Below are 23,211 nucleotides of genomic sequence, written 5' to 3' on the forward strand. Positions count from 1 at the left end.
CGCCCGGCACTAGGCCGGGCGTTTTCAGTCCCGAGAAACTCAGGACGGGGTGGCTGGAGTTGCCGGGGTGGCAGCCGGAGCCGGTGCAGCGGCCGGCGTTGCAGCGGCGGCCGGAGCCGGTGCAGCCGGTTTCGGCGCAACTGCCTTGGGTGCTGCCGGTTTCTTCGCAGCCGGCTTCTTCGCTGTAGCAGGCTTAGCTGCAGGCTTGGCAGCGGGTTTCGCTGCGGCCTTGGCTGCCGGTTTCGCCGCAGGTTTAGCTGCCGGCTTGGCGGCTGTAGGTTTCGCGGCAGCCGGTTTGGCAGCGGCCTTGGCGGCCGGCTTCGCAGCAGGCTTGGCGGCAGCCTTCGCGGCAGGTTTGGGCGCAGCTTTGGCAGCAGGCTTGGCGACCGACTTGGCCGATACGCCAGTGATTTTCTCCAGCTGCTTGGTCAGGCTGTCGACCTTGTCATTCAATGCCTTGACCTCGTTGCGGCTGGGTACGCCCAGACGCGAGATGGCATTGTTCAGACGCTTGTCGAACGCCTCTTCCAGCTCGCTCCACTTGCCAATTGCCTTGTCCTTGACCTCATCGACCTTGGACTTGGCGGAGCCGACCTTGGAACCAACGCCGGCTTTCACCGCGCCAACCTGTTTGTCGACTTCGCTCTTGGCCTGCTTTTCAGCCTTCTCGCCGTCCTTGACCAGCGTGTCGAACAGCTTGGTGCCGTCCTTGCTGACCTTGGAATAAGCGCCCAAGCCTGCCAACCAGATCTGACGCGAGTATTTCTCGACCTCGCCGATCCAGGAGCTGGTCTGTTTCTCGGTTTTCTTCTTAACAGCCATCCTGATCTCCTTATTTGGTACGCGCGACATGCTCGAGCAACGCGCTCAGCTCATCCAGCTTAGCAGAGAGTGCTTCCACATCCTGCTTGGACGGAATACCGATGCGGTTCAGCGCGGCAGCCACACGGGTATCGAAAGCCTTCTCGATCTTGTCGAGCTGAACTTCGACCTTGCCTTTAACACTGGTGACATTGCTATCGACCGACTGCTTGACCGATTCGATCTGGCTGTTGGCGGCTTCTACCTGCTCGTCGACCAGCTTCTTGCCTTTGCTTTCGACGCCTTCACCGGCCTTAACCAGCTCCTTGAAGTATTCGGCCCCCTCGACACCCGCCTTGGCGTAAGCGCCCAGGCCAGCGAGGTAGATCTTGCGGGCATAGCCCTTCATGTCGTCGAACAGACCGGCTTTGTCTTCGACCACGGCTTCTACTTTTTTCTTCACGGCAACTTTCGACATGGTGCACCTCACGCGCTTTGACAGTTAGCGGAAACGCCCACGGAATGCAGGCTTGGGTACACCCTAAGGAGAAAAATTAGAAATCGCATACTAGGAGCAGGCGACAGCATGCATGTTCAATGCGACCCAGTGGCAGCGGGCACAGCGCACCCTACTGGCTTGCCGCTGCTCTCAGGCCAGCGATTTGTCCAGCACCTGCTCGATCTCGCGCTGGATCATGCCGCCCATGGGCGACAGCAACAGCCCGAGCTTGAGCTCCACACGCACAGTGTCTTCACCCACCGCGATGCTGCCGTCGGCACCGCTGCGCTTGAACTCCAGGGTGTCGCCGTTCCAGCGATAGCGCACGTCGTACTCGCTGGCCAGGCGCTCGGCCAGGCGTTCGGCCTTCTCGCGGGCGGCCTCGCGACCGAGGGAATGGGATCGTTCGACACGAATACGGGACATGGCAACTCCTTGAACTGGCGGCGTGCCGCACGGCTGCGGCATGAGGTCACATCACTCTACCAGCCCATCGGGCGAGCGGGCACCCAGGCAAGACAAAGGCGCCAGGCGCCTTTAGAATGGTGCGGTTTTCTACCCGGTGAGAGCGACATGAGCGATCCACGCAAGGCCCAGGAGCAGGAACCCACCACCCACTTCGGTTTCCAGGATGTGCCGGAAAGCCAGAAGGCGGAGAAAGTGGCCGAAGTCTTCCACTCGGTGGCGGCCAAGTACGATCTGATGAACGACGTGCTGTCCGGTGGCCTGCATCGCCTGTGGAAGCGCTTCACCATCGAACTGTCCGGCGTGCGCACCGGCAACCGCGTGCTGGACATCGCTGGCGGCACCGGTGACCTGACCCGCAAGTTCGCCAGCATCGTCGGCCCGACCGGTGAAGTGGTGCTGGCCGACATCAACGACTCGATGCTCAAGGTCGGTCGTGACCGCCTGCTGGACAAGGGCGTAGCCGGCAACGTGCAGTTCGTCCAGGCCGATGCCGAGAAGCTGCCGTTTCCCGACAACCACTTCGACGTGGTGACCATCGCCTTCGGCCTGCGCAACGTCACCCACAAGGAAGACGCTCTGCGCTCCATGCTGCGCGTGCTCAAGCCCGGTGGTCGCCTGCTGGTGCTGGAGTTCTCCAAACCCGGCAACCCACTGCTGGCCAAGGTCTACGACACCTACTCGTTCAGCTTCATGCCGCTGGCCGGCAAGCTGATCACCAACGATTCGGAAAGCTACCGCTACCTGGCCGAGTCGATCCGCATGCACCCGGATCAGGAAACCCTCAAGGCGATGATGGTCGACGCCGGCTTCGAGCGCGTCACCTACCACAACATGACCGGCGGCATCGTCGCCCTGCACCGCGGCATCAAGCCTTAATGCTCATCACGGGCTTGCTGGCGGGCGTCGAGGCGGGCCTCAACCGGGTTCTCAGCCTCGATGGCACGGCCTTGCCGCGCTTGCAGGCACTGAGTGGCAAGGTCATCGCCGTGCAGTGCCAGAGCCCGACACTGGAGCTGTTCATTCTGCCCGGTGGTGATGGTTTGCAACTCGCCGCACAGTGGCATGCACCCGCCGACTGCACCCTGACCGCACCTGCCGCCAGCCTGGTTCGCCTGGCCCTGAGCCGCGAGAAAACCGCCATCCTGCACCGCCCCGAGGTATCGCTCGATGGCGACAGCGCGGTGCTGCTGCAACTGGCCGGCATCCTGCAGGATCTGGAGCTGGACTGGGAATACGAAATCTCGCGCTGGCTCGGCCCGGTGGCCACTACCCTGCTCGCCGGTCACCTGCGCAGCCGGGTCAATCTCGCCAGCCACGGCGCCACCAGCCTCAAGCAGAATCTGGCCGACTACCTGGCCGAAGAATCACGCACCCTGGTGGGCCAGCGCGAAGCCAATGCGCGTTTCGCCGAGCTGGATCAACTCAAACTCGCCCTCGACCGCCTGGAAGCACGCATCGAGCGCCTCACCTCTGCCCATAAGCCCGACGCATGAAGCTGCTTGCCGTTCGCCGTCTGTTGCGCATCCAGCGCGTGGTCATTCGCTACCAACTGGACGATCTGCTCCTCGCACTGCCGCTGCCTTTCTGGCTGCGGGCGCTGTCCTGGCTGCTGCCGTGGCGCTGGCTGCCGCGCAAGCCGCTCGACCTTTCGCGTGGCACACGCCTGCGCCTGGCATTGGAGGATCTGGGGCCGATCTTCATCAAGTTCGGTCAACTGCTGTCTACCCGCCGCGACCTGCTACCGCCGGACATCGCCGATGAACTGGCGCGCCTGCAAGATCAGGTGCCGCCCTTCCCCGAAGCTCAGGCCATCGCCCTGATCGAGCGCCAGCTCGGCGCCCCGGTGAGCGAGCTGTTCGCCCGCTTCGACAGCCAACCGCTGGCTTCCGCCTCTGTCGCCCAGGTACATGCCGCGCAGCTCAAGAGCGGCGAGGAAGTGGTGGTCAAGGTGGTGAGGCCTGGCCTCAAGCCGGTGATCCGCCAGGATCTGGCCTGGCTGTTCCTGATCGCCCGTATCGCCGAGAAAGCCTCTGCCGACGCCCGCCGTCTGCGCCCGGTGGAAGTGGTCAGCGACTACGAGAAGACCATCTTTGACGAACTCGACCTGCTGCGCGAAGCTGCCAACGCCAGCCAGCTGCGGCGCAATTTCGAAGGCTCGCCGCTGCTCTACGTGCCCCAGGTGTACTGGGATCTGTGCCGCCCTCAAGTGCTGGTGATGGAGCGTATCTACGGCATCCCGGTCACCGACCTGGCCACCCTGGCCGACCAGCGCACCGACATGAAACTCCTGGCTGAACGTGGCGTGGAGATTTTCTTCACCCAGGTCTTTCGCGACAGTTTCTTCCATGCCGACATGCACCCCGGCAACATCTTCGTCAGCACCCGTACGCCCTGGAGCCCGCAGTACATCGCCATCGACTGTGGCATTGTCGGCAGCCTTACCGACGAAGACCAGGACTACCTGGCGCGCAACCTGCTCGCCTTCTTCAAGCGCGACTACCGCAAGGTCGCGCAGCTGCACATCGACTCGGGCTGGGTACCGGCCGACACCAAGGTCAACGAGTTCGAGGCGGCGATTCGCACCGTGTGCGAGCCGATCTTCGAGCGCCCGCTGAAAGATATTTCCTTCGGCCAGCTGCTACTGCGTCTGTTCCAGACCGCCCGACGCTTCAATATGGAAGTGCAGCCGCAACTCGTCTTGCTGCAAAAGACCCTGCTCAACATCGAAGGCCTTGGCCGCCAGCTGTATCCGGATCTGGATCTGTGGAGCACCGCCCAGCCCTTCCTCGAGCGCTGGATGCGCGAACGCATCAGCCCGTTACACCTGCTGCGCAATCTGCAGCAACAGGCCGAGCAGGTGCCGCACCTGTCGCAGATCGCCCGCGACACCCTGGAGCGCCTGCAGCGCTCGCAGCAACGGGAAGAGCAGCACCCCAGCAGCGACCGATGGCCACTACGCCTGCTCGGCGCCGCACTGATCGGCGCCGGCACCATGCAAGGCCTGGCACCACTGCTGGCCACCTGGCCAGCCTGGCTGATGGTTGGCGGCGGGCTCTATCTGGTGCTGCGCCGATAGCCAGTTGGCTGCGGCACTGGCACACTTGAGGAATTCACGGGCCGAGGCCCGGCGCAACAGATACGGAATAGCGATGAACGATTGGCTCGACGAAATCCACTGGAACGAAGACGGCCTGGTGCCGGCCATCGCCCAGGATCACCAGACCGGCCGCATCCTGATGATGGCCTGGATGAACCGCGAATCCCTAACCCTTACCGTCAACGAACAGCGCGCCATCTACTGGTCGCGCTCGCGCGGCAAGCTGTGGCGCAAGGGCGAGGAATCCGGTCATGTGCAGAAGCTGCACGAGTTGCGCCTGGACTGCGACGCCGACGTCATCGTACTGATGGTCGAGCAACTGGGCGGCATCGCCTGCCATACAGGACGTGAGAGCTGCTTCTACCGCGTATACGAGAATGGCAGCTGGAAAACCGTCGACGCCGTGCTGAAAGATCCGCACGCCATCTATGCAGGACATAGCCATGAGTGACACCCTGAGCCGCCTGGCCGACGTACTGGAAGCGCGTAAGGGTGCGGCACCCGACAGCTCCTACGTCGCCAGCCTGTATCACAAGGGCCTGAACAAGATTCTGGAAAAGGTCGGCGAGGAATCGGTGGAAACCATCCTCGCCGCCAAGGACGCCGCCGTCAGCGGTGACTGTCAGGACCTGATCTACGAAACTGCCGATCTGTGGTTCCACAGCCTGGTCATGCTTGCCGCTCTCGGCCAGCATCCGCAGGCCGTGCTGGACGAACTGGATCGTCGTTTCGGCCTCTCCGGCCACGCGGAAAAAGCCGCGCGACCGCAATCCGAATAAACCTTCACAACGGAGTACATACCATGGGTTTCGGCGGTATAAGCATCTGGCAACTCCTGATCATCCTGCTCATCGTGGTCATGCTGTTCGGCACCAAGCGCCTGAAAGGCCTTGGCTCGGATCTGGGCGATGCGATCAAGGGTTTCCGCAAATCGATGGATAGCGGCGAAGCTGAAAAGCCAGCCGTGGAAGAGCCCAAGGGCCAGACCATCGACGCCCAGGCACGCAAGGTCGAAGAGCCAGCGAAGAAAGACTAAGCCATGTTCGACATCGGTTTTACCGAGCTGCTGCTGGTCGGTCTGGTGGCCCTGGTGGTGCTCGGCCCCGAGCGCCTGCCAGGCGCCGTGCGTACGGCCAGCCTGTGGATCGGCCGGATAAAGCGCAGCTTCAACTCGATCAAGGCCGAGGTGGAGCGCGAGATCGGCGCCGACGAGATTCGCCGTCAGTTGCATAACGAGCGGATTCTCGAACTCGAGCGGGAAATGCAGGCGATGAAGCAGGACATTCTCGGCACCGGCAAAAGCGACAATCCGCCAGCGGAGAACAGCGCCAAACCGACTGCCGACACGGCCCCGAGCGTTCAGGACAAGAATCCCCAGCCATGAGCAATAATCCACAAGCCGACCAGGAAATGCCTCTGGTCTCGCATCTGGCCGAGCTGCGTACTCGTCTGTTGCGCTGTGTAGTGATCATCCTGCTGATCTTCGCCGGCCTGTTCTACTTCGCTCAGGATATCTACGCCCTGGTCGCTGCGCCGTTACGCGCCTATCTGCCAGAAGGCGCGACGATGATCGCCACAGGGGTCGCCTCGCCGTTTCTGACGCCATTCAAGCTGACCCTGATGTGTGCGTTGTTTCTCGGCATGCCGGTGATCCTGCACCAGATCTGGGGCTTCATCGCGCCAGGGCTGTACACCCACGAACGGCGTATCGCGGTGCCACTGCTGGTCTCCAGTATTTTCCTGTTCTATGCCGGCATGGCCTTCGCCTACTTCGTGGTGTTCCCGATCATGTTCGGCTTCTTCGCCAGCGTGACCCCGGAAGGCGTGGCGATGATGACCGACATCGGCCAGTACCTGGATTTCGTCCTGACGCTGTTCTTCGCCTTTGGCGTAGCCTTCGAGATCCCTATCGCTACCTTCCTGGTTATCTGGATAGGTCTGGTCGACGTAGCGACTCTGCGCAAGAGCCGCCCCTACGTCATTGTCGGCTGCTTCGTGGTCGGTATGGTGCTGACGCCGCCGGACGTGTTCTCGCAGACCCTGTTGGCCGTGCCGATGTGGCTACTGTTCGAAGCCGGTGTACTGGCTGGCGCGCTGGTCAAGCGCAAGCGCGACCAGGAACACGCCGAAGAAGAAGCCAAGCCCGAAGGCCAGCCACCCACACCGCTGCCGTGAACCTGCTGCTGCTGGAGGACGCCGACTTCGTCGGTGGCGAGCGGGTACGCCTCAGTGGCAGGCGCCTGAAACATCTACATGACGTGCATCGCGCCGAGACCGGTGATCGCCTGCGCGTCGGTCATCTTGGCGGGCTGATGGGCGAAGGTCGACTGATCGCCCTGGATGCCGAGCATGCCGAACTGCATGTCAGTCTCGACCAGCCGCCACCGGCCAAGCTACCGCTGACCCTGATCCTCGCCCTGCCCCGCCCGAAGATGCTCAAGCGCGTGCTGCAGACGGTCAGCGCCATGGGCGTGGCGCGCCTGGTATTGGTCAACAGCTACCGGGTGGAGAAGAGTTTCTGGCAGACACCGTTTCTCGAGGCCGAGGCCATTCGCGAACAGCTGATCCTCGGTCTGGAACAGGCGCGCGACACGGTGCTGCCCGAAGTGAGCATCGAGAAACGCTTCAAGCCCTTCGTCGAGGATCGCCTACCAGCCCTGGCAGCCGGCACACTTGGCCTGACCGGCCACCCCGGTGATTACCCGACCTGCCCGCGTGCAGTGCAGGAGGCCGTGACCCTGGCCATCGGCCCGGAAGGTGGCTGGATTCCCTACGAAGTCGATCTGCTGCGCCAAGCCGCAGGCCTGCAACCTGTGCAGTTGGGCGAACGCATCTTGCGGGTGGAGACGGCGGTGCCGGCATTGCTGGCCAGATTGTTCTAAACACGAACGATCAACCTGTAGGAGCGAGCTCTGCTCGCGAAGCGTTCGAGTCGCCAGCATTCGCGAGCAGAGCTCGCTCCCACAAGCTACCGCTATACCTCGAGCAGGAAGGTCACCGGCCCATCGTTGACCAGATGCACCTGCATATCCGCGCCAAAACGGCCGGTGGCGACCTGCGGATGCTGGGCTCTGGCCAGTTCGACCAGACCGTCGAACAGTGCAGCGCCCTGAACCGGTGAGGCAGCACTGGAAAAGCTCGGGCGCATGCCGCTCCTGGTATCGGCGGCCAGGGTGAATTGCGAAACCAGCAGCAGACCACCCTGCACATCCGTCAGCGAGCGATTCATCTTGCCAGCGTCATCGCTAAACACCCGATAGTTCAGCAACTTGTGCAGGGCGCGGGCCAGGCTGGCCTGATCGTCCTGCGGCTCGATGCCGACCAGCGCCAGCAGGCCCTGATCGATGCTGCCAACCACCTCACCTGCGACCTCCACCCGTGCACCGCTGACGCGCTGGATCAGCAGCTTCATGCATCCTCCGGCGGCAGGTCGAGCAGGCGCCGGGCCATCTGTTCGGCAGCGCGGATCAGCGCATCGGTGATACCCGGCTCGGCCGCCGAGTGGCCGGCGTCACGGATGATCTGCAGCTCGCTGTTGGGCCAGGCCTGATGCAACGCCCAGGCATTGTCCAACGGGCAGATAACGTCGTATCGGCCATGCACAATGATGCCCGGCAGATGCGCGATCTTCGGCATGTCACGGAGCAGCTGGTTAGGCTCGAGGAAGGCGTCGTTGACGAAGTAGTGGCACTCGATACGGGCGATGGACAGCGCCCGATGCGCCTCGCTGAAGCGCTCGACCACCTGAGTGTTCGGACGCAGGGTGGCAGTGCGCCCCTCCCAGGTCGACCAGGCCTTGGCCGCATGCATCTGGGCGATCTGGTCGGTACCCGTCAGGCGCTTGTAGAAGGCCTGCATCAGGTCGCCGCGCTCCTCGACCGGGATGGGCGCCACGTAATCCTCCCAGTAATCGGGGAACAGGCGGCTGGCGCCTTCCTGATAGAACCAGCTGAACTCCTGCGGCCGACACAGGAAGATGCCGCGCAGGATCAGTCCATGCACGCACTGCGGATGCGCCTGTGCATAGGCCAACGCCAGGGTCGAGCCCCAGGAGCCACCGAACAGCACGAACTTGTCGATGCCCAGATGCTCGCGAATACGCTCGATATCGGCGATCAGCGCCTGGGTGGTGTTGTTCTCCAGACTCGCGTGCGGCGTCGAACGACCACAGCCGCGCTGGTCGAAGGTGACGATGCGGTACAGGGCGGGATCGAAGTAACGGCGGCTGGCAGAATCGCAGCCGGCGCCGGGGCCGCCATGGATGAACAACACCGGCAACCCATCCGCAGAGCCGCTCTCGTCGATGTACAGCACGTGCGGTTGCTCGACCGCCAGTTCATGGCGAGCGTAGGGTTTAATCTCCGGGTACAAAGTCTGCATGGTTGGCTCCTGTTGGCTGGGCTACAACTGCCGTGTTCCACTCTGCCCGGCATCATAACCATGAAAAAGGAGTTTCAGCATGTCGATACGCTTTCTGGCCTGGCCCCTGGCGCTGTTTTTCGCCCTGCTGCTGGGCGGCTGCGGCGGCAAGGACGTCCCGCAGGCGGCGCTGGAGGCGGCCGTTCAGCAGTTGCAGGACAACATCGAGGCCAAGAGCACCGCTGCAGTGCTGGAGCAGTTGCATGGCGACTTCCTCGCCCGCCAGGAGCTGGACCGTGAATGGGCCAAGCGCACCATGACCCTGCTGTTCCTGCGCCACAAGAACATCAAGGTCATCGCACTGGGCAAGAACAGCTGGATCGATGCTGCGATCAGCAGCAAGGGCTATACCGAAGCTCAGGTAGGCCTGAGTGGCGCCGAGGGGTTGATCCCCGACAGCGCGCGGCACTATTCGGTGAAGCTGGAATGGTGGCTCGACGGCAGCGAATGGAAGCTGGCGCGCCTGGACTGGGAGTGAAAGCGTAGCCCGGCCCCCGCCTACGTAGGAGCCGGCTTGCCGGCGATCCCTCGATGTTCGCCAGCCGATCTGATCGCGAGCAAGCTCGCTCCTACAGGGGAGCGGGCCTAACGCACCCCGTTACGTAGCCGAGGCAAGCCAGCTATGGGTGTATCAATCGGTCTGACGCCAGATCAGGTCCGAGGTGACGTAACCCTGCTCACGCGCGACGCTGAGCAATTTATCGCGGGTTTCCTGATCCACCTCAGGGGTGCGCGCGAGCAGCCACAGGTACTTGTGCTCCGGGTGACCGACCAGCGCCACGCGATAGTCCTCGTCGTGGTAGATCACCCAATAGTCGCCCTTGATCGGCAGCAGCTTGCTGGCCCAGTTATCGAAGCGTACCCACAGCTTGTCGGTGCGCCCCTCGACCTGAGACTCGGCGACGCCCTTGGCCTCGATCCACTCACCGTCCTTGTCACGGCAGCGGTTGGTCACGTCGATGCGGCCATCGTCACGCAGACCGTAATGCGCTTCGGACTGCACGCAGTTGCGCTGGAAGAACATCGGCAGGCGCGCCAGCTCGTACCAGGTGCCCTGGTAACGCTGCAGATCGACCTGCATGGTCTGCGGTGGCGGTTTGGGGATGCTGCCGGTACCGGAATTGGCGCAGCCGACCAGGGCGAGAATGGCGCTGGCGATTAGGATCGAACGCATGGAAGCTCCTGTTTACTTGAGTCCCTTGCCGGAGAACAGCATGACCTTGTCCCCGGCGTACTGGACACTGATATAGGCCTTGTCGTCGCCCCAAGTGCAACTGGTCATTCCCAGTGCGCCGGCACACTCACCGGGCGCGCCGAGCAGGCTTTCCACTTCCTGCTTGCTCATACCGGCCTTGAGCTTGGAGTAGTTTTCCTGATTGACCTTGCTGCAGGCAGCGAGCAGGCAACAGGCGAGCAACGCGACGATACGCATCGACATGGATGAAGCTCCTGATGGGAAGGTGCCAGCAAGCTTGGCATAGCCGGCGACGACTTGCCCGCTTGGAGTTCAGAAACGCGAGCCGGGTTCCCGCAGGAAGGCTTGCTCTTCGTCAGTGGAGGCGCGACCGAGAATCGCATTGCGATGAGGAAAGCGACCGAAACGGACAATCACCCGCTGATGACGCTCGGCAAAATCGAGGAAATCGGCGAACAATGGCCGCTCATCGACAGCGGCTTCGTTCAGCAGATCAGCAAACAGCTCGACCGCGCGGTCCTGCAAGGGCAGATCTTCGGCGTGCTCGAAGATCAGATAGGCAAACACCCGCTGGATCGGCGTCAGCCTACGATCCCAGCCACGCTCAAGCCCTTCCTGCAGCAATGGGCGAGCCCGGCTGTCGCCGGCAAAGGCCCGCGGCGTATCGCGAAAGATCATGCGCGGCAGCTGATCGAGCAGGATCAGCTGTGCCAGCCAAGCCTGCGGGTCATCCAGCCAATCCTTGAGATCGCCAGCCAGCGCCCGCTCGACCAGGGCGCCGAACCGCGCCTCTGCCTCACGGTCCTGGCTGTCGCGCTTGCCGAACCACAACCCCTGGCGCGCTGCGGCGACTTCGGTAGCGCTGCCTTCGGCACCGAACCACCAGTCGAGCAGCGGTTGCCAGGTACTCATCAGTTGCGGTGGTAGGCGGTGATACGCAGCACTTCTTCCTTGGAGCCGAGGAATACCGGCACGCGCTGGTGCAGGGAAGTGGGCTGGATATCGAGAATGCGCTGGTTACCGTCGGTCGCAGCGCCACCAGCCTGCTCGATGATCATCGACATCGGGTTGGCCTCGTACATCAGGCGCAGCTTGCCCGGTTTGTCCGGCTCACGGGCATCACGCGGGTACATGAACACACCACCGCGAGTGAGAATACGGTGCACGTCGGCCACCATCGAGGCGATCCAGCGCATGTTGTAGTTACGCCCCAGCGGCCCGGTTTCACCGGCCAGCAGCTCGGAGACGTAACGCTGCACCGGGGCTTCCCAGTGGCGCTGGTTGGACATGTTGATGGCGAATTCCTTGGTCGACTCTGGCACCTTGATGTTGTCGTGGGTGAGCACGAAGCTGCCGAGTTCACGATCCAGGGTGAAGCCCTTCACGCCATCGCCCAGGGTCAGCATCAGCATGGTCTGCGGGCCGTAGATGGCGTAGCCGGCAGCGACCTGCTGGGTGCCCGGCTGGAGGAAGGCGTCCTCGCCCAGGTCGCCGGTTTCACCGTTGCGCTCGGGGCAGCGCAGCACCGAGAAGATGGTGCCGACCGAGACGTTGACGTCGATATTGCTGGAGCCGTCCAGCGGGTCGAACACCAGCAGGTAGGCACCTTTGGGGTACTTGCCGGGGATCTGGTAGGCGTTGTCCATTTCCTCGGAGGCCATGCCGGCCAGGTGGCCGCCCCACTCGTTGGCTTCGAGGAGGATTTCGTTGGAGATCACGTCGAGCTTCTTCTGCACTTCGCCCTGCACGTTTTCGCTGTCCAGGCTGCCCAGCACGCCGCCGAGGGCGCCCTTGGACACCTGATGGCTGATCGCCTTGCAGGCCCGCGCCACGACTTCGATAAGGAAACGCAGGTCGGCCGGGGTGTTGTGGCTGCGAGTCTGCTCGATCAGGTAGCGGCTCAGGGTGACGCGGGACATGGACGGCTCCGGAAAGGGGAAAAATCGCGCGCAGTTTAACCCGAGTCGCCGCGCAATGCTGCCTGCCGGGATGGATGGCTGAGATCGGCGTCTGCCAGCAGCCCGCAAACACGATTGCGCCCGTCGCGTTTGGCCTGGTACAGCGCGGCGTCGGCAGCCTGCAGCAGCTCGTCGAGTGCCTGCCCCTGCTCAGGCCAATGGGCCAGGCCGGCAGACAGGGTCACACGCTGGTCGCCGCCACGGGTGGCGACATCGCGAGTCGCCAGTTGCGCGCAGATGCTCTGCAGGCGCTCGCTGGCCTCGCGCGGATCGGCGCCCGGCAATATCAGCAGAAACTCTTCGCCGCCGATACGAAACACCGCATCGGTGCTGCGCAGGTTGTCCAGCAGGTGCTGCGCGACGGCCTTGAGCACGTCGTCGCCGACCAGGTGGCCGCATTCGTCGTTGAGGCGCTTGAAGTGATCAAGATCGATCAGGGCCAGCGCCAGTGGCAGGTTCTCGCGCTATGCCCTGGCCAGCTCGCGCTCGAAGAACTCATCCAGATAACGACGGTTGTACAACCCGGTCAGCGGATCACACAGGGCCTGTTCGCGCAGTTGTTCATGCAGGCTGGAGATGGTGCGCAGGCGCTCCTCGCTCAGCGCCAGTGCTTCAGCCAGCTTGAGTTCACTGAGGTGGCGCTGAGGAAGGTCATTTCCAGCGCTGCAGTAACCATCCAGCAGAGGCTGGCCAGATGCAGCAGGATGAAACTCTCACGTCCGGGAAAGTCGCGCTGGCGGGTCACCCAGTGCGCCAGCAGGATCCCCCCCCAGACACACCAGCAGCGTCACCATTACCGGTGCCGAGAAACTCCAGCCCGAAGCCATGCAGGCCTGCATCAGCGACGCCGCCGTATTCCCGGCGAGGCAGCACTTGAATCACGTACACACGCGACACAAGACGACTGGACGATGACGCGAATCGAAATACACAAGGGCCTTCCTGACCTTCAATGCTGGAGTGGCGCGGGGTGCCTAGATACGGCAAAAGCCCTGCCGCAGCTGGGCTTTATTGGTCCATACCTCTCAGACGTCCGGCGGGCGGCGCAGCACACTGGCGGCCATCGCGGCCAGCAACACAACGCCCACTAACAGTACAACCCAGAGTCCCCAGCGCTGCCAGTCCTGGCCGGAGCCGGCTTGTGGCTCGAGCGCAGAGGCAAACGCCTCGGTCAACTCGGCACGGCCAAGACTGACAAGTCGCTCCGCCTGATAACCGGGGATCAGGGTGTGCAGTGGCAAGGCTGCCGACTGCGCGCTCGAGCTACCCAACGCCAGCCGATAAGGCGGCTCGCCACGGGCGAGAAACACCAGTTGCGTGGCACGCAGCGCGACCTGCAAGCGTGGCGTATCCACACCCAAGCCGCCGCCCCGGGCATCCACCTGCACACGCAGTTGTTGCAGCGGCCAACCGGGCAGGGCCAATGCATCGTTGACAACTTCGCGCCCGGATTCGGGCAAGCGATAGAGCACCCCGCTGACCAGCGGACGCCAGGTGCCCTGATCGCTGCTACGCGCCTCGATACGCAGTGGCGCCAGGGTATTGCTCTGCTCCAGCGCGATACGCAGCCGTTCCAGAGGCAGGGCCAGCGGTAACTGCCACTGGTACAGCCCCTCAGCGCTGGTCTGCGCCGACATGGGCTCGGACCATACCAGCGGCGCAGCCTGATGAGCCTGCCGTTGACTGCGCAGGGTAACGGCCTGCAGTTGCGGGGCCTGGGCAGGATTGCGCCACAGCAGACGCAGATAACGGGCACGCTGCCCAGGCAGTTCGACCTGACGCTGCTCGATACGCTCATCGGCGAAGCTCAGACGCGCCACCTGCCCGTCTCCCCAACTACGCCAGTGCTGCAGATCGTCACTGGCCTCGATGCTGAAACGCTGAAATCCTTCCTCTGCCCCGCTCCAGTCCAGATTCAGACGCACCAGCGGCGCATCGATGGCGCTGGCATCGAGCAACCAGCCGCGCAGTTGCTGCTCGCTTTTGGCCGGTGCATCGCCGCGAAGTTCGATCAGCGTGCCCGTGGTGCTGCGCTCGACGCGCAGCGCGGGTATTTCCTGAGCATCGGCGCGGCTTCGCAACGGAAACCAGCGTACGCCATGCTCCTGTTCCTGCTGCACGGTCTCGCTACGCCCCGGAATCAACGCGTAGGCCTGCATCTGGCCGTTGCTGTCGAATACGCGCAGATCGCGCAAGTCGCCATGGCCGGCGGCGAGGTGAGCAGCGAAGGGCAGCTCCAGGCGATACCAGGGTCCCTCACCAGCGAGTTGCAGCGCTGCGCCATATCGATAGTCCTGAGGTTTCTCACTGGCCTGACTGAGCGCACTCAACGACAAACTCAGGAGCAGGCCCCAACGGATGAAGCTCATACGGCAGACTCCTGTTCGTTAGCAGCCGACTCTTCGGCCTTGCGCGGCGGCAGCGGGGCGAAATAGCCCACCACCAGCAACAGCACACCGACCCCGATGAACGAGACGATGCGCTCCAGGCCACCACGGTTGCCCAGCTCGACGAAGAACAACTTGGCTACCACCAGGGCGATCAGCGCAGCACCTAACAGCCACAGCTCGCGGCGTACGCGTAGATGCCCAAAGAGCATCAGCGCCAGGGCGATCAGGGTCCAGACGATGGACAGCCCGGCCTGCACCAGCATCGAATCGAACAACGCTGACGTCTGCCAGGGCACACCACCCCAGTGGTGCGCGGTACGCATCACCGTCACCGTCAGCAGGGCAAACAGCGAAACACCTGCGACGCCCTGCACCACCGGCAGCACTCGCACCGGTGCCAGGCCGAAACGCGGCAGCGCATCACGTGCCCAGACAAACAGCGCGCCCAGACACAGCAGCAAACCCAACTCCAGTGGATTGAACAGCGGCAGATAAGGCAGCGGATCGCTATCACCGGCGCTATTGGCATTGGCCAGCCAGAACCAGGCGAGCATCAATGCTGCCAGCAGCGCCGCCGCCCAAAGCCGGTACTCACGGTCGAAACTGGCCACCGGCCAGGGCAGGCGACGCGACTGGGCCATGGCCCACAGATAGGCAGTAGGTATCAACGCCCAGCCCAACCAGCGCCAGGCGTTGTAGTGCTCGGACAGACTCAGCAGCAGATAACGCAGCTCCAACGCCAGCACGCCAAGCAACAACCAGCAACCGAGTACATGAGCGACGCTGGCGGCGGTGTTCGGTAGCAGCGCGCTCAAACGCCTCAGCATCAACAGATGCGCGGCGAGCACAGCGATCCAACCCAGCCAGCCATAGTTCGCCGCTGGGTGATACAGCGGATGCCAGGCATAGGCCAGAATCAGGCCTGCCACCGGTGCCAGCAGGCTGCATAGCACCGCCAACTCGCGCCAGCGGGTGCGTAACGCCAGCAGCATCCAGAGCAGCGCCGACAGCGCAGCCAGTACCAGCAACATGCTGGCCTGCATGTCGTCGCTCACGAAGCGCAGCACCTCACTGGCCAAAGCCAGGGCCCACCAGGCCGCCCCCCAGGCCAGCAACAGCTGGCCCAGGCGCTGCAGACTGAGGCCATCGATGCCCGTATTACGGCCGCTACGCGCCAGCCCCTGCAGGCGCCAGGCGCCAATCTGCGCGGCCAGGCCGAGCACAGCGGGCGTCCAGAAGCCGGTGTGCGCCAGCGGCGACAAGCCCTCGCCACTGATACCCGACAGCAGCAACGGCCCAGCGGCAAGGAAGGCCAGGCCAGCGAAGACCTGCAGCGCCAAGCTGAACAGGAACGCCGCGCGCTGCTGCAGATACAGCGCCAGCCACAGAATCAGCAGGCCCGTGCCGCCCCACACAGCGGCAGCCGCCACCCAGGGCAGGACGAACAGCACCGCCAGGTTGATAAATACCAGGCCCACCAGCATCACCAGCGACAGGGCGCCGAGTAGGCGGCGATTCTCTCGAATCTGCGGATCACGCGCGGCCAGCAGCATGCCGGCGATCAGCCCCAGACCGACCATCGACGCCGCCAGCAAGCCAAACCAACCAGCGCTCAAGCCGCTGCGGCCAACCAGCGAATCCAGCGCCATCTGCCCGAGGAACAGCAGCCCGCCGAGCAACTGCACGGTGAATGCGCTGTAGACGAAGCTCGGCGCGGCGATGCGCAGGCCGACGAACAGCGTCGCCAGGCCGGCCAGCGCCCAGGCGATGGCGGTACCGGGGGCCTCGAACAGCAGCGGTGCGATCAGGTAGAGAAACGCCAGCCCGGCCAGGCCCAACCAGGGCAGCAGTCGGAGTTCCCAGGCGTTGGCCGCGCCAGGCATCGAGCGCGACTGCCAATAGCTGAACAGCAGCGCCGCACCGAGCATAAGCGCACCCAGCGGCGAGCCGTCGAGCAGGCTGTCGTAGCCGAAATCCAGCCCACTGACGAAGGCCAGCGCCGCGCCCACCTGCAGCAACAGGGCGAAGGCACGCGCCAGCGGTCGCCCCTGCCGCAGCCCCAACCAGAAGATGCCGGCGCCTTCCACGGCCCAGGCGGCCGCCGTCCAGCGCGCATCCAGGCCAAGCGGTATGGCCAGGCTGGCGAATACCACGCCGAGCGCCAGGCAGGTTTCCACCAGCAGCAACGCGCGTTCGCCGGCACGCGCCTTGAGCACGCGCGCCAACAGTAAATAGAACAGCCCCATGCCGAGCGCGCTGAAGGCAGCGGCGAACTCGATATGCCGCACCAGCGCCACCTGCAGGCCGAACCCCACCAGCGGCGGACCAAACAGCGTGGTGGCATCGACGTAATCGCCACGCCGTAGCGACCAGCGCAGCAATTCATCACGTGCCTCGGGCGCATCCGCCGCGTCACGCAGGGTGCAGCGGGCGAACAGCAAACCGATGGCCACGTACATCAGGAAGAACAGCAGCAGGAACGGTTCGGTGCTCCACAACAGGTCGGGCGTGTAGGAACGCAGGCCCCAGGCGAAACCGATACCGAAGGTGCCGACGAAGCCGATCAGGTTGAGCAGACGCCAAGCCTTGAACCAGGCGATGGCAAAGATGCCGGCGTTGAGCAGAGCGAAATAGGAGAACAGCGCAACATGATTGCCGCTGCCGGTGGACGTGAGAATCGGCGCGGCGAAGCCACCCAGCGCCGCTGCAGCGGCCAGGCCGAGGGCATTCTGCTGCACGGCGAGAATTGCCGAGAACAGCGTCACTGCCACCAGCAGGCCGAGGGCCATGCCGGGGTCGAGCAATGGATGCAGGCGCATGGCGGCGAACACCGTCAGGTACAGCACGGCGATGCCGGTGCCTTGCAGCACCAGGGCGTAGTTGCGATTGCGTCGGCGCAACCACCAGCCCAGGCCAAGCAACGCCAGGGCGCTGGCCGCAACACCCATGTAACGCAACTCTACCGGTACCTCGACACCTTCGGTGGCGTAGCGCAGGAGGAAGGCCAGGCCGAGAAACAGCAGTACCACGCCGACTCGCAGCACGGTGTTGCCGCCGAACAGCCAAGCCTTGGCCGCGGCGATGCCACGCTCGATCAGGTTCGGTTCTCGTGGCGCTTGCTCGCGCCAGGGGCTTTGTTGCGCTGCCGATTGCGGCTGGTAAGCAACCTGAGCAGCCAGTGACGCAGGTTCTGCGACAGGCTGCGATGTTTCGATCTCAGGCAGCGGATCAAGTGTCCAGTCCAGCTCGGGCTCTTCAGCAACGACCGGCTCGGGCTGGGCCTCGGGCGCGGAACTGGCGACAGGGTCAGCAGACGCGGGAACCGACTCAGGTTCGCTTCGCTCGCCCTGCTCGACCTTGACCAGGCGCTCGTGGATGGCACGAGTTCCGCGTTCGAAGCGCTCGGCGAAGTCCTTGAGCTGCGCAGCCAGTTGCGCATTACGCGTCTCCAGCCCTTGCAGACGCAGCGCCTGGCCCAGGCTGAGGCCGATCAGACCGCCAAGAAGCGCACCCGTGACCGATTCGCTGACGCCCACGCCGAGCACCAAACCGACCAGCATGAAAATCCATTGCATGCGTTATGTCCCAATCCTGAGAAAGAAGTCGCCTCACGTTCCTGCTGGCCGCCCGAGACGAGCCACAGTATAGGAGCCGCGCCGACCCACCCCCAGAGAGACGACTGCCAAGCCGTTCACAGGCACAACGCAAAGCGATCAGCCGCCAGCCGGTGCTTCACAAATGCGGCGCGCCCGCTATCATCGCCGCCCCGTGACCGTATGGCGGACTTGGGAGCGCAGCGAACAGTCCGCCACACAAGACAGGCCTACCCGAGCATCATGATAAAGCCCCGCCTGATAGCCGCTGCAGAAATCGACCGCCTGGAAACCTGGGCCAAATACACGGCAGACATGTGCCATAGCTGCATGTCCACCTGCTGCACCATGCCGGTTGAGGTGCGCCTGAACGATCTGATCCGCCTGGAGCTGGTGGACGAGTTCGAGCGCAGCGAGCCACCGAAGAACATCGCCAAGCGCCTGCAGAAGGACGGCATCGTCGAGCGCTTCAACCAGAAGTCCGGCATCTTCACCCTGATCCGCATGTCCAATAACGACTGCCTGTTCCTCGATCGCAAGACGCGGCTGTGCACCGTCTACGACAAGCGCCCGGACACCTGTCGTCATCACCCCAAGGTCGGTCCACGACCGGGGTATTGCGCGTACAAACCGAAATGACCCCCGGCTCGTGACGTATCCGTTCACGACCTCCATTTGACGCTTTCGGCAAACCCCCAGTCGTTTTTGCACCGGGTCGCCCTGCCCCCCAGGGATAAGCTCTCCCCAAAGCGCCGACAACCGACTCGGCGCATCTGTTTAGGGGACAAGCCTGATGAGCCCAGCCGAATTGCACGCCGACAGCATCGTCATCGACGGTCTGATCATCGCCAAGTGGAACCGCGAACTGTTCGAAGACATGCGCAAGGGCGGCCTGACCGCGGCCAACTGCACCGTGTCGGTGTGGGAAGGGTTCCAGGCCACGGTGAACAACATCGTCGCCAGCAATAACCTGATCCGCGAGAACAGCGACCTGGTCATCCCGGTGCGCACCACCACCGACATCCGCAAGGCCAAGGAACAAGGCAAGACCGGCATTCTCTACGGCTTCCAGAATGCCCACGCGTTCGAGGATCAGATCGGCTACGTCGAAGTGTTCAAGCAGCTCGGCGTGGGCATCGTGCAGATGTGCTACAACACCCAGAACCTGGTCGGCACCGGCTGCTACGAGCGCGACGGCGGGCTTTCCGGCTTCGGCCGCGAGATCGTCGCCGAGATGAACCGCGTTGGCATCATGTGCGACCTGTCCCACGTCGGCTCCAAGACCAGCGAGGAAGTCATCCTCGAATCGAAGAAGCCGGTGTGCTATTCCCACTGCCTGCCGTCCGGCCTGAAAGAACACCCGCGCAACAAGTCCGATGAAGAGCTGAAGTTCATCGCCGACCACGGCGGCTTCGTTGGCGTGACCATGTTCGCGCCGTTCCTGGCCAAGGGCATCGACTCGACCATCGATGACTACGCCGAGGCCATCGAATACGTGATGAACCTGGTCGGCGAAGACGCCATCGGCATCGGCACCGACTTCACCCAGGGCCACGGCCAGGACTTCTTCGAGTACCTGACCCACGACAAGGGCTACGCCCGGCGCCTGACCAACTTCGGCAAGATCGTCAACCCGCTGGGCATCCGCACCGTCGGCGAGTTCCCCAACCTCACCGAGACCCTGCTCAAGCGCGGCATGCCCGAGCGCGTGGTACGCAAGGTCATGGGCGAGAACTGGGTAAGGGTACTGAAAGACGTCTGGGGCGAGTAAGCCTTTCCAACCACGCCCTCTCCCCCGACCCCTCTCCCATAAATGGGAGAGGGGAGCAAAGCGGCCGGCATGCACTTGAAGCTGTGCATGCACGGACAGCCCCCTCTCCCGCTTGCGGGAGAGGGTTGGGGAGAGGGCAAAAACCAACGAATTCTGGAGCTAGAACACATGACCACCCACGCCCCCGAAATGCCCATCGAAGTCGACGACGAAACCGGCGTCTGGACCACCGACGCCCTGCCGATGCTGTATGTGCCGCGCCATTTCTTCGTCAACAACCACATGGGCATCGAGGAAGTGCTCGGCGCCGAGAAGTACGCCGAGATCCTCTACAAGGCCGGCTACAAGTCCGCCTGGCACTGGTGCGAGAAGGAAGCCGAGTGCCACGGCCTCGAGGGCGCCGCGGTGTTCGAGCACTACATGAAGCGCCTGTCGCAGCGCGGCTGGGGGCTGTTCGAAACGCAGAAGCTCGACCTGGAAAGCGGTCACGCCGAGGTCAAGCTCAAGCATTCGGCCTTCGTCTACGTGTACGGCAAGGTGAACCGCAAGGTCGACTACATGTTCACCGGCTGGTTCTCCGGCGCCATCGACCAGATTCTGGCCGCCAAGGGCAGCCCGATCCGCACCGTCACCGTGCAGGAATACAGCGGCGCCGAGGACGGCCACGACGACGGCCTGTTCGTCACCCGGCCACTCTGAACCACCCATAAGAAACCCGTGGGAGGGCCGGGCGGCGATCCGTTTTAGCCGCGACGCCAGCACCTCCAGCGGAACCGCTAGAGCGCTTACCGTGAGGATGCCGTAATGGCCTTCGAAGCAATGTTCCAGCCGATCCAGATCGGCAAGCTGACCATCCGCAACCGTGTGCTCAGCACCGCGCACGCCGAGGTTTACGCCACCGACGGCGGCATGACCACCGAGCGCTACGTCAAGTACTACGAAGAGAAGGCCAAGGGCGGTATCGGCCTGGCCATCTGCGGCGGCTCCTCGGTGGTGGCCATCGACAGCCCGCAGCAGTGGTGGAGCTCGGTCAACCTGTCCACCGACCGCATCATTCCGCACTTCCAGAATCTGGCCGACGCCATGCACAAGCACGGCGCCAAGATCATGATCCAGATTACCCACATGGGTCGTCGCTCGCGCTGGGACGGTTTCCACTGGCCGACCCTGATGTCGCCGTCCGGCATCCGCGAACCTGTGCACCGCGCCACCTGCAAGACCATCGAGGTCGAGGAGATCTGGCGGGTGATCGGCAACTACGCGCAGGCCGCACGCCGTGCCAAGGAAGGCGGTCTGGATGGCGTCGAGCTGTCCGCCGTGCACCAACACCTGATCGACCAGTTCTGGTCGCCGCGCGTGAACAAGCGTACCGACGAATGGGGCGGCACCTTCGAGGGTCGCATGAAGTTCGGCCTGGAAGTGCTCAAGGCCGTACGCAAGGAAGTCGGCGACGACTTCTGCGTGGGCATGCGCATCTGCGGCGACGAGTTCCACCCGGACGGCCTGTCCCATGAAGACATGAAGCAGATCGCCGCCTACTACGACGCCACCGGCATGCTCGACTTCATCGGCGTCGTCGGCTCGGGCTGCGACACCCACAACACCCTCGCCAACGTCATTCCGAACATGAGCTTCCCGCCGGAGCCCTTCCTGCACCTGGCAGCCGGGATCAAGGAAGTGGTCAAGGTGCCGGTGCTGCACGCACAGAACATCAAGGACCCGAACCAGGCCACGCGCATCCTCGAAGGCGGCTACGTGGACATGGTCGGCATGACCCGCGCGCACATCGCCGACCCGCACCTGATCGCCAAGATCAAGATGGGTCAGATCGACCAGATCAAGCAGTGCGTCGGTGCCAACTACTGCATCGACCGCCAGTACCAAGGCCTGGACGTACTGTGCATCCAGAACGCTGCCACCTCCCGTGAATACATGGGCGTGCCACACATCATCGAGAAGACCACCGGTGCCAAGCGCAAGGTGGTGATCGTCGGCGGTGGCCCGGCCGGTATGGAAGCTGCACGCGTTGCCGCCGAGCGCGGCCACGACGTGACCCTGTTCGAGAAGCAGGACCAGCTTGGCGGGCAGATCACCATCGCCGCCCGCGCACCGCAGCGTGACCAGATCGCCGGTATCACCCGCTGGTACCAGCTGGAGCTGGCGCGTCTGGGCATCGACCTGCGCCTGGGCACTGGCGCCGACGAGGCGAGCATCCTCGACCTGCGTCCGGACATCGTCGTCCTGGCCAACGGCGGCCATCCCTTCCTCGAGCAGAACGACCACTGGGGCGCTGCAGAAGGTCTGGTGGTGAGCAGCTGGGACGTGCTCTCGGGCAAGATTGCACCGGGCAAGAACGTGCTGGTGTACGACACCATCTGCGAGTTCACCGGCATGTCCGTGGCCGACTACCTGGCCGACAAGGGCGCTCAGGTGGAGATCGTCACTGACGACATCAAGCCGGGCGTGGCCATTGGCGGGACCAGCTTCCCGACCTACTACCGCAGCCTGTATCCGAAAGAAGTGATCATGACCGGCGACCTGATGCTGGAGAAGGTCTACCGCGAAGGCGACAAGCTGGTCGCCGTGCTGGAGAACGAATACACCGGTGCCAAGGAAGAGCGCGTGGTCGACCAGGTGGTGGTGGAGAACGGCGTGCGTCCGGACGAATCGCTGTACTACGCACTCAAGCAGGGCTCGCGCAACAAAGGTCAGATCGACGTCGACGCACTGTTCGCGATCAAGCCGCAGCCGTGTCTGAGCGAGCCGGGCGATGGTTACCTGCTGTTCCGCATCGGCGACTGCGTGGCCCAGCGCAACACCCACGCGGCGATCTATGACGCCTTGCGGCTGTGCAAGGATTTTTAGCCACGACGCGAACGGCCCCCTCTCCCGCTTGCGGGAGAGGGCGGGGGGAGAGGGTCCGTTGGGCGGTGACTTTCGGTCCCTGCTCCCCCTCTCCCTAACCCTCTCCCCGCAGGGGCGAGGGGACTGAACCGTGTTGTTTTCCGGTCCCGCGAAGG

At 63.7% G+C, this 23,211-nt stretch carries 26 protein-coding genes and 1 pseudogene; 14 read left to right on the forward strand and 13 right to left on the reverse strand.

The genetic code is table 11. The features are described 5' to 3' along the window. Positions 1–39: 39 nt before the first annotated feature. The 3 genes from N5J71_RS05840 to N5J71_RS05850 all read right to left on the reverse strand — a co-directional run bounded on the left by N5J71_RS05840 (position 40) and on the right by N5J71_RS05850 (position 1,726). The gene (locus N5J71_RS05840) at positions 40–822 is read right to left on the reverse strand and encodes a phasin family protein (RefSeq protein WP_084342163.1); all 783 of its coding nucleotides are present in this window, start codon (positions 820–822) and stop codon (positions 40–42) included. Positions 823–832: 10 nt separating this feature from the next. Beyond that, the gene (locus tag N5J71_RS05845; RefSeq protein WP_084342165.1) at positions 833–1,279 is read right to left on the reverse strand and encodes a phasin family protein; all 447 of its coding nucleotides are present in this window, start codon (positions 1,277–1,279) and stop codon (positions 833–835) included. 171 nt (positions 1,280–1,450) lie between these two features. Continuing rightward, complete coding sequence (locus N5J71_RS05850; RefSeq protein WP_017678522.1) at positions 1,451–1,726, reverse strand: polyhydroxyalkanoic acid system family protein; 276 nt, start codon at positions 1,724–1,726, stop codon at positions 1,451–1,453. 147 nt (positions 1,727–1,873) lie between these two features. Between N5J71_RS05850 and ubiE the strand changes: the two genes are divergently transcribed. The 9 genes from ubiE to N5J71_RS05895 all read left to right on the forward strand — a co-directional run bounded on the left by ubiE (position 1,874) and on the right by N5J71_RS05895 (position 7,747). Beyond that, entirely contained in the window at positions 1,874–2,644 is a 771-nt protein-coding gene (gene ubiE / locus N5J71_RS05855; protein WP_279916504.1) for a bifunctional demethylmenaquinone methyltransferase/2-methoxy-6-polyprenyl-1,4-benzoquinol methylase UbiE, read from the forward strand. After that, entirely contained in the window at positions 2,644–3,261 is a 618-nt protein-coding gene (locus tag N5J71_RS05860) for a ubiquinone biosynthesis accessory factor UbiJ (RefSeq protein WP_084342167.1), read from the forward strand. The genes ubiE and N5J71_RS05860 overlap by 1 nt, the downstream gene beginning before the upstream one ends. Beyond that, entirely contained in the window at positions 3,258–4,844 is a 1,587-nt protein-coding gene (ubiB, locus tag N5J71_RS05865) for a ubiquinone biosynthesis regulatory protein kinase UbiB (protein ID WP_279916505.1), read from the forward strand. The genes N5J71_RS05860 and ubiB overlap by 4 nt, the downstream gene beginning before the upstream one ends. A 73-nt stretch (positions 4,845–4,917) precedes the next feature. After that, positions 4,918–5,316 (forward strand): phosphoribosyl-AMP cyclohydrolase, encoded by a 399-nt coding sequence (hisI, locus tag N5J71_RS05870; protein WP_084342171.1) that lies wholly within the window; start codon positions 4,918–4,920, stop codon positions 5,314–5,316. Continuing rightward, the gene (locus N5J71_RS05875; RefSeq protein WP_074855244.1) at positions 5,309–5,644 is read left to right on the forward strand and encodes a phosphoribosyl-ATP diphosphatase; all 336 of its coding nucleotides are present in this window, start codon (positions 5,309–5,311) and stop codon (positions 5,642–5,644) included. Before hisI ends, N5J71_RS05875 begins: the two co-directional genes overlap by 8 nt. Positions 5,645–5,667: 23 nt before the next feature. Continuing rightward, the gene (gene tatA, locus N5J71_RS05880; protein ID WP_003458970.1) at positions 5,668–5,901 is read left to right on the forward strand and encodes a twin-arginine translocase TatA/TatE family subunit; all 234 of its coding nucleotides are present in this window, start codon (positions 5,668–5,670) and stop codon (positions 5,899–5,901) included. 3 nt (positions 5,902–5,904) lie between these two features. Then, entirely contained in the window at positions 5,905–6,249 is a 345-nt protein-coding gene (gene tatB, locus N5J71_RS05885; protein WP_003458969.1) for a Sec-independent protein translocase protein TatB, read from the forward strand. Next, a complete protein-coding gene (tatC, locus tag N5J71_RS05890; protein WP_279916506.1) occupies positions 6,246–7,040 on the forward strand; it encodes a twin-arginine translocase subunit TatC in 795 nt (264 codons plus the stop codon). Before tatB ends, tatC begins: the two co-directional genes overlap by 4 nt. Continuing rightward, positions 7,037–7,747 (forward strand): 16S rRNA (uracil(1498)-N(3))-methyltransferase, encoded by a 711-nt coding sequence (locus N5J71_RS05895; RefSeq protein ID WP_084342175.1) that lies wholly within the window; start codon positions 7,037–7,039, stop codon positions 7,745–7,747. The genes tatC and N5J71_RS05895 overlap by 4 nt, the downstream gene beginning before the upstream one ends. 92 nt (positions 7,748–7,839) lie before the next feature. On the opposite strand, the gene dtd is transcribed toward N5J71_RS05895, so the two are convergent. Both dtd and pip read right to left on the reverse strand, forming a co-directional pair. Next, positions 7,840–8,277, reverse strand: a complete 438-nt coding sequence (gene dtd, locus N5J71_RS05900; RefSeq protein WP_074855240.1) for a D-aminoacyl-tRNA deacylase — start codon at positions 8,275–8,277, stop codon at positions 7,840–7,842. Further along, complete coding sequence (gene pip, locus N5J71_RS05905) at positions 8,274–9,245, reverse strand: prolyl aminopeptidase (protein WP_074855239.1); 972 nt, start codon at positions 9,243–9,245, stop codon at positions 8,274–8,276. Before pip ends, dtd begins: the two co-directional genes overlap by 4 nt. 79 nt (positions 9,246–9,324) lie before the next feature. Here pip and N5J71_RS05910 point away from each other — a divergent pair, with 79 nt between their 5' ends. Next, on the forward strand, positions 9,325–9,762 hold the full coding sequence (locus N5J71_RS05910) for a hypothetical protein (RefSeq protein WP_003458963.1): 438 nt from the start codon (positions 9,325–9,327) through the stop codon (positions 9,760–9,762). A gap of 153 nt (positions 9,763–9,915) precedes the next feature. On the opposite strand, the gene N5J71_RS05915 is transcribed toward N5J71_RS05910, so the two are convergent. The 8 genes and pseudogenes from N5J71_RS05915 to N5J71_RS05950 all read right to left on the reverse strand — a co-directional run bounded on the left by N5J71_RS05915 (position 9,916) and on the right by N5J71_RS05950 (position 18,402). Then, the gene (locus N5J71_RS05915) at positions 9,916–10,458 is read right to left on the reverse strand and encodes a lipocalin family protein (RefSeq protein ID WP_279916507.1); all 543 of its coding nucleotides are present in this window, start codon (positions 10,456–10,458) and stop codon (positions 9,916–9,918) included. 12 nt (positions 10,459–10,470) lie between these two features. Further along, entirely contained in the window at positions 10,471–10,722 is a 252-nt protein-coding gene (bamE, locus tag N5J71_RS05920; protein ID WP_024306606.1) for an outer membrane protein assembly factor BamE domain-containing protein, read from the reverse strand. A 69-nt stretch (positions 10,723–10,791) separates the two neighbouring features. After that, the gene (locus N5J71_RS05925) at positions 10,792–11,391 is read right to left on the reverse strand and encodes a DUF924 family protein (RefSeq protein ID WP_279916509.1); all 600 of its coding nucleotides are present in this window, start codon (positions 11,389–11,391) and stop codon (positions 10,792–10,794) included. Continuing rightward, positions 11,391–12,398, reverse strand: a complete 1,008-nt coding sequence (locus N5J71_RS05930; protein WP_074855237.1) for a class 1 fructose-bisphosphatase — start codon at positions 12,396–12,398, stop codon at positions 11,391–11,393. Before N5J71_RS05930 ends, N5J71_RS05925 begins: the two co-directional genes overlap by 1 nt. A 35-nt stretch (positions 12,399–12,433) precedes the next feature. Continuing rightward, positions 12,434–13,090, reverse strand: a pseudogene (locus N5J71_RS05935) (GGDEF domain-containing protein); the annotation flags it as partial. Further along, positions 13,036–13,182: a hypothetical protein gene (locus N5J71_RS05940; RefSeq protein WP_170962164.1), complete on the reverse strand. Its 147-nt coding sequence runs from the start codon at positions 13,180–13,182 to the stop codon at positions 13,036–13,038. The gene N5J71_RS05940 and the pseudogene N5J71_RS05935, both read right to left, overlap by 55 nt. Before the next feature lie 280 nt (positions 13,183–13,462). Beyond that, complete coding sequence (locus N5J71_RS05945) at positions 13,463–14,806, reverse strand: DUF3999 domain-containing protein (protein ID WP_279916510.1); 1,344 nt, start codon at positions 14,804–14,806, stop codon at positions 13,463–13,465. Next, on the reverse strand, positions 14,803–18,402 hold the full coding sequence (locus N5J71_RS05950; protein ID WP_279916512.1) for a DUF2339 domain-containing protein: 3,600 nt from the start codon (positions 18,400–18,402) through the stop codon (positions 14,803–14,805). Before N5J71_RS05950 ends, N5J71_RS05945 begins: the two co-directional genes overlap by 4 nt. 261 nt (positions 18,403–18,663) lie before the next feature. Between N5J71_RS05950 and N5J71_RS05955 the strand changes: the two genes are divergently transcribed. The 4 genes from N5J71_RS05955 to dgcA all read left to right on the forward strand — a co-directional run bounded on the left by N5J71_RS05955 (position 18,664) and on the right by dgcA (position 23,056). Beyond that, complete coding sequence (locus N5J71_RS05955) at positions 18,664–19,059, forward strand: YkgJ family cysteine cluster protein (protein WP_021487773.1); 396 nt, start codon at positions 18,664–18,666, stop codon at positions 19,057–19,059. A gap of 154 nt (positions 19,060–19,213) precedes the next feature. After that, positions 19,214–20,191, forward strand: coding sequence for a dipeptidase (locus N5J71_RS05960; protein ID WP_003458935.1), 978 nt, complete (start codon positions 19,214–19,216; stop codon positions 20,189–20,191). A gap of 168 nt (positions 20,192–20,359) precedes the next feature. Beyond that, a complete protein-coding gene (locus tag N5J71_RS05965) occupies positions 20,360–20,890 on the forward strand; it encodes a DUF5943 domain-containing protein (RefSeq protein WP_128578937.1) in 531 nt (176 codons plus the stop codon). Positions 20,891–20,995: 105 nt separating this feature from the next. Then, positions 20,996–23,056: a dimethylglycine demethylation protein DgcA gene (gene dgcA / locus N5J71_RS05970; RefSeq protein WP_279916513.1), complete on the forward strand. Its 2,061-nt coding sequence runs from the start codon at positions 20,996–20,998 to the stop codon at positions 23,054–23,056. Positions 23,057–23,211: the final 155 nt, after the last annotated feature.

This window comes from Ectopseudomonas oleovorans, assembly GCF_029845265.1.
In the GTDB taxonomy this organism is placed as follows: domain Bacteria; phylum Pseudomonadota; class Gammaproteobacteria; order Pseudomonadales; family Pseudomonadaceae; genus Aquipseudomonas; species Aquipseudomonas oleovorans.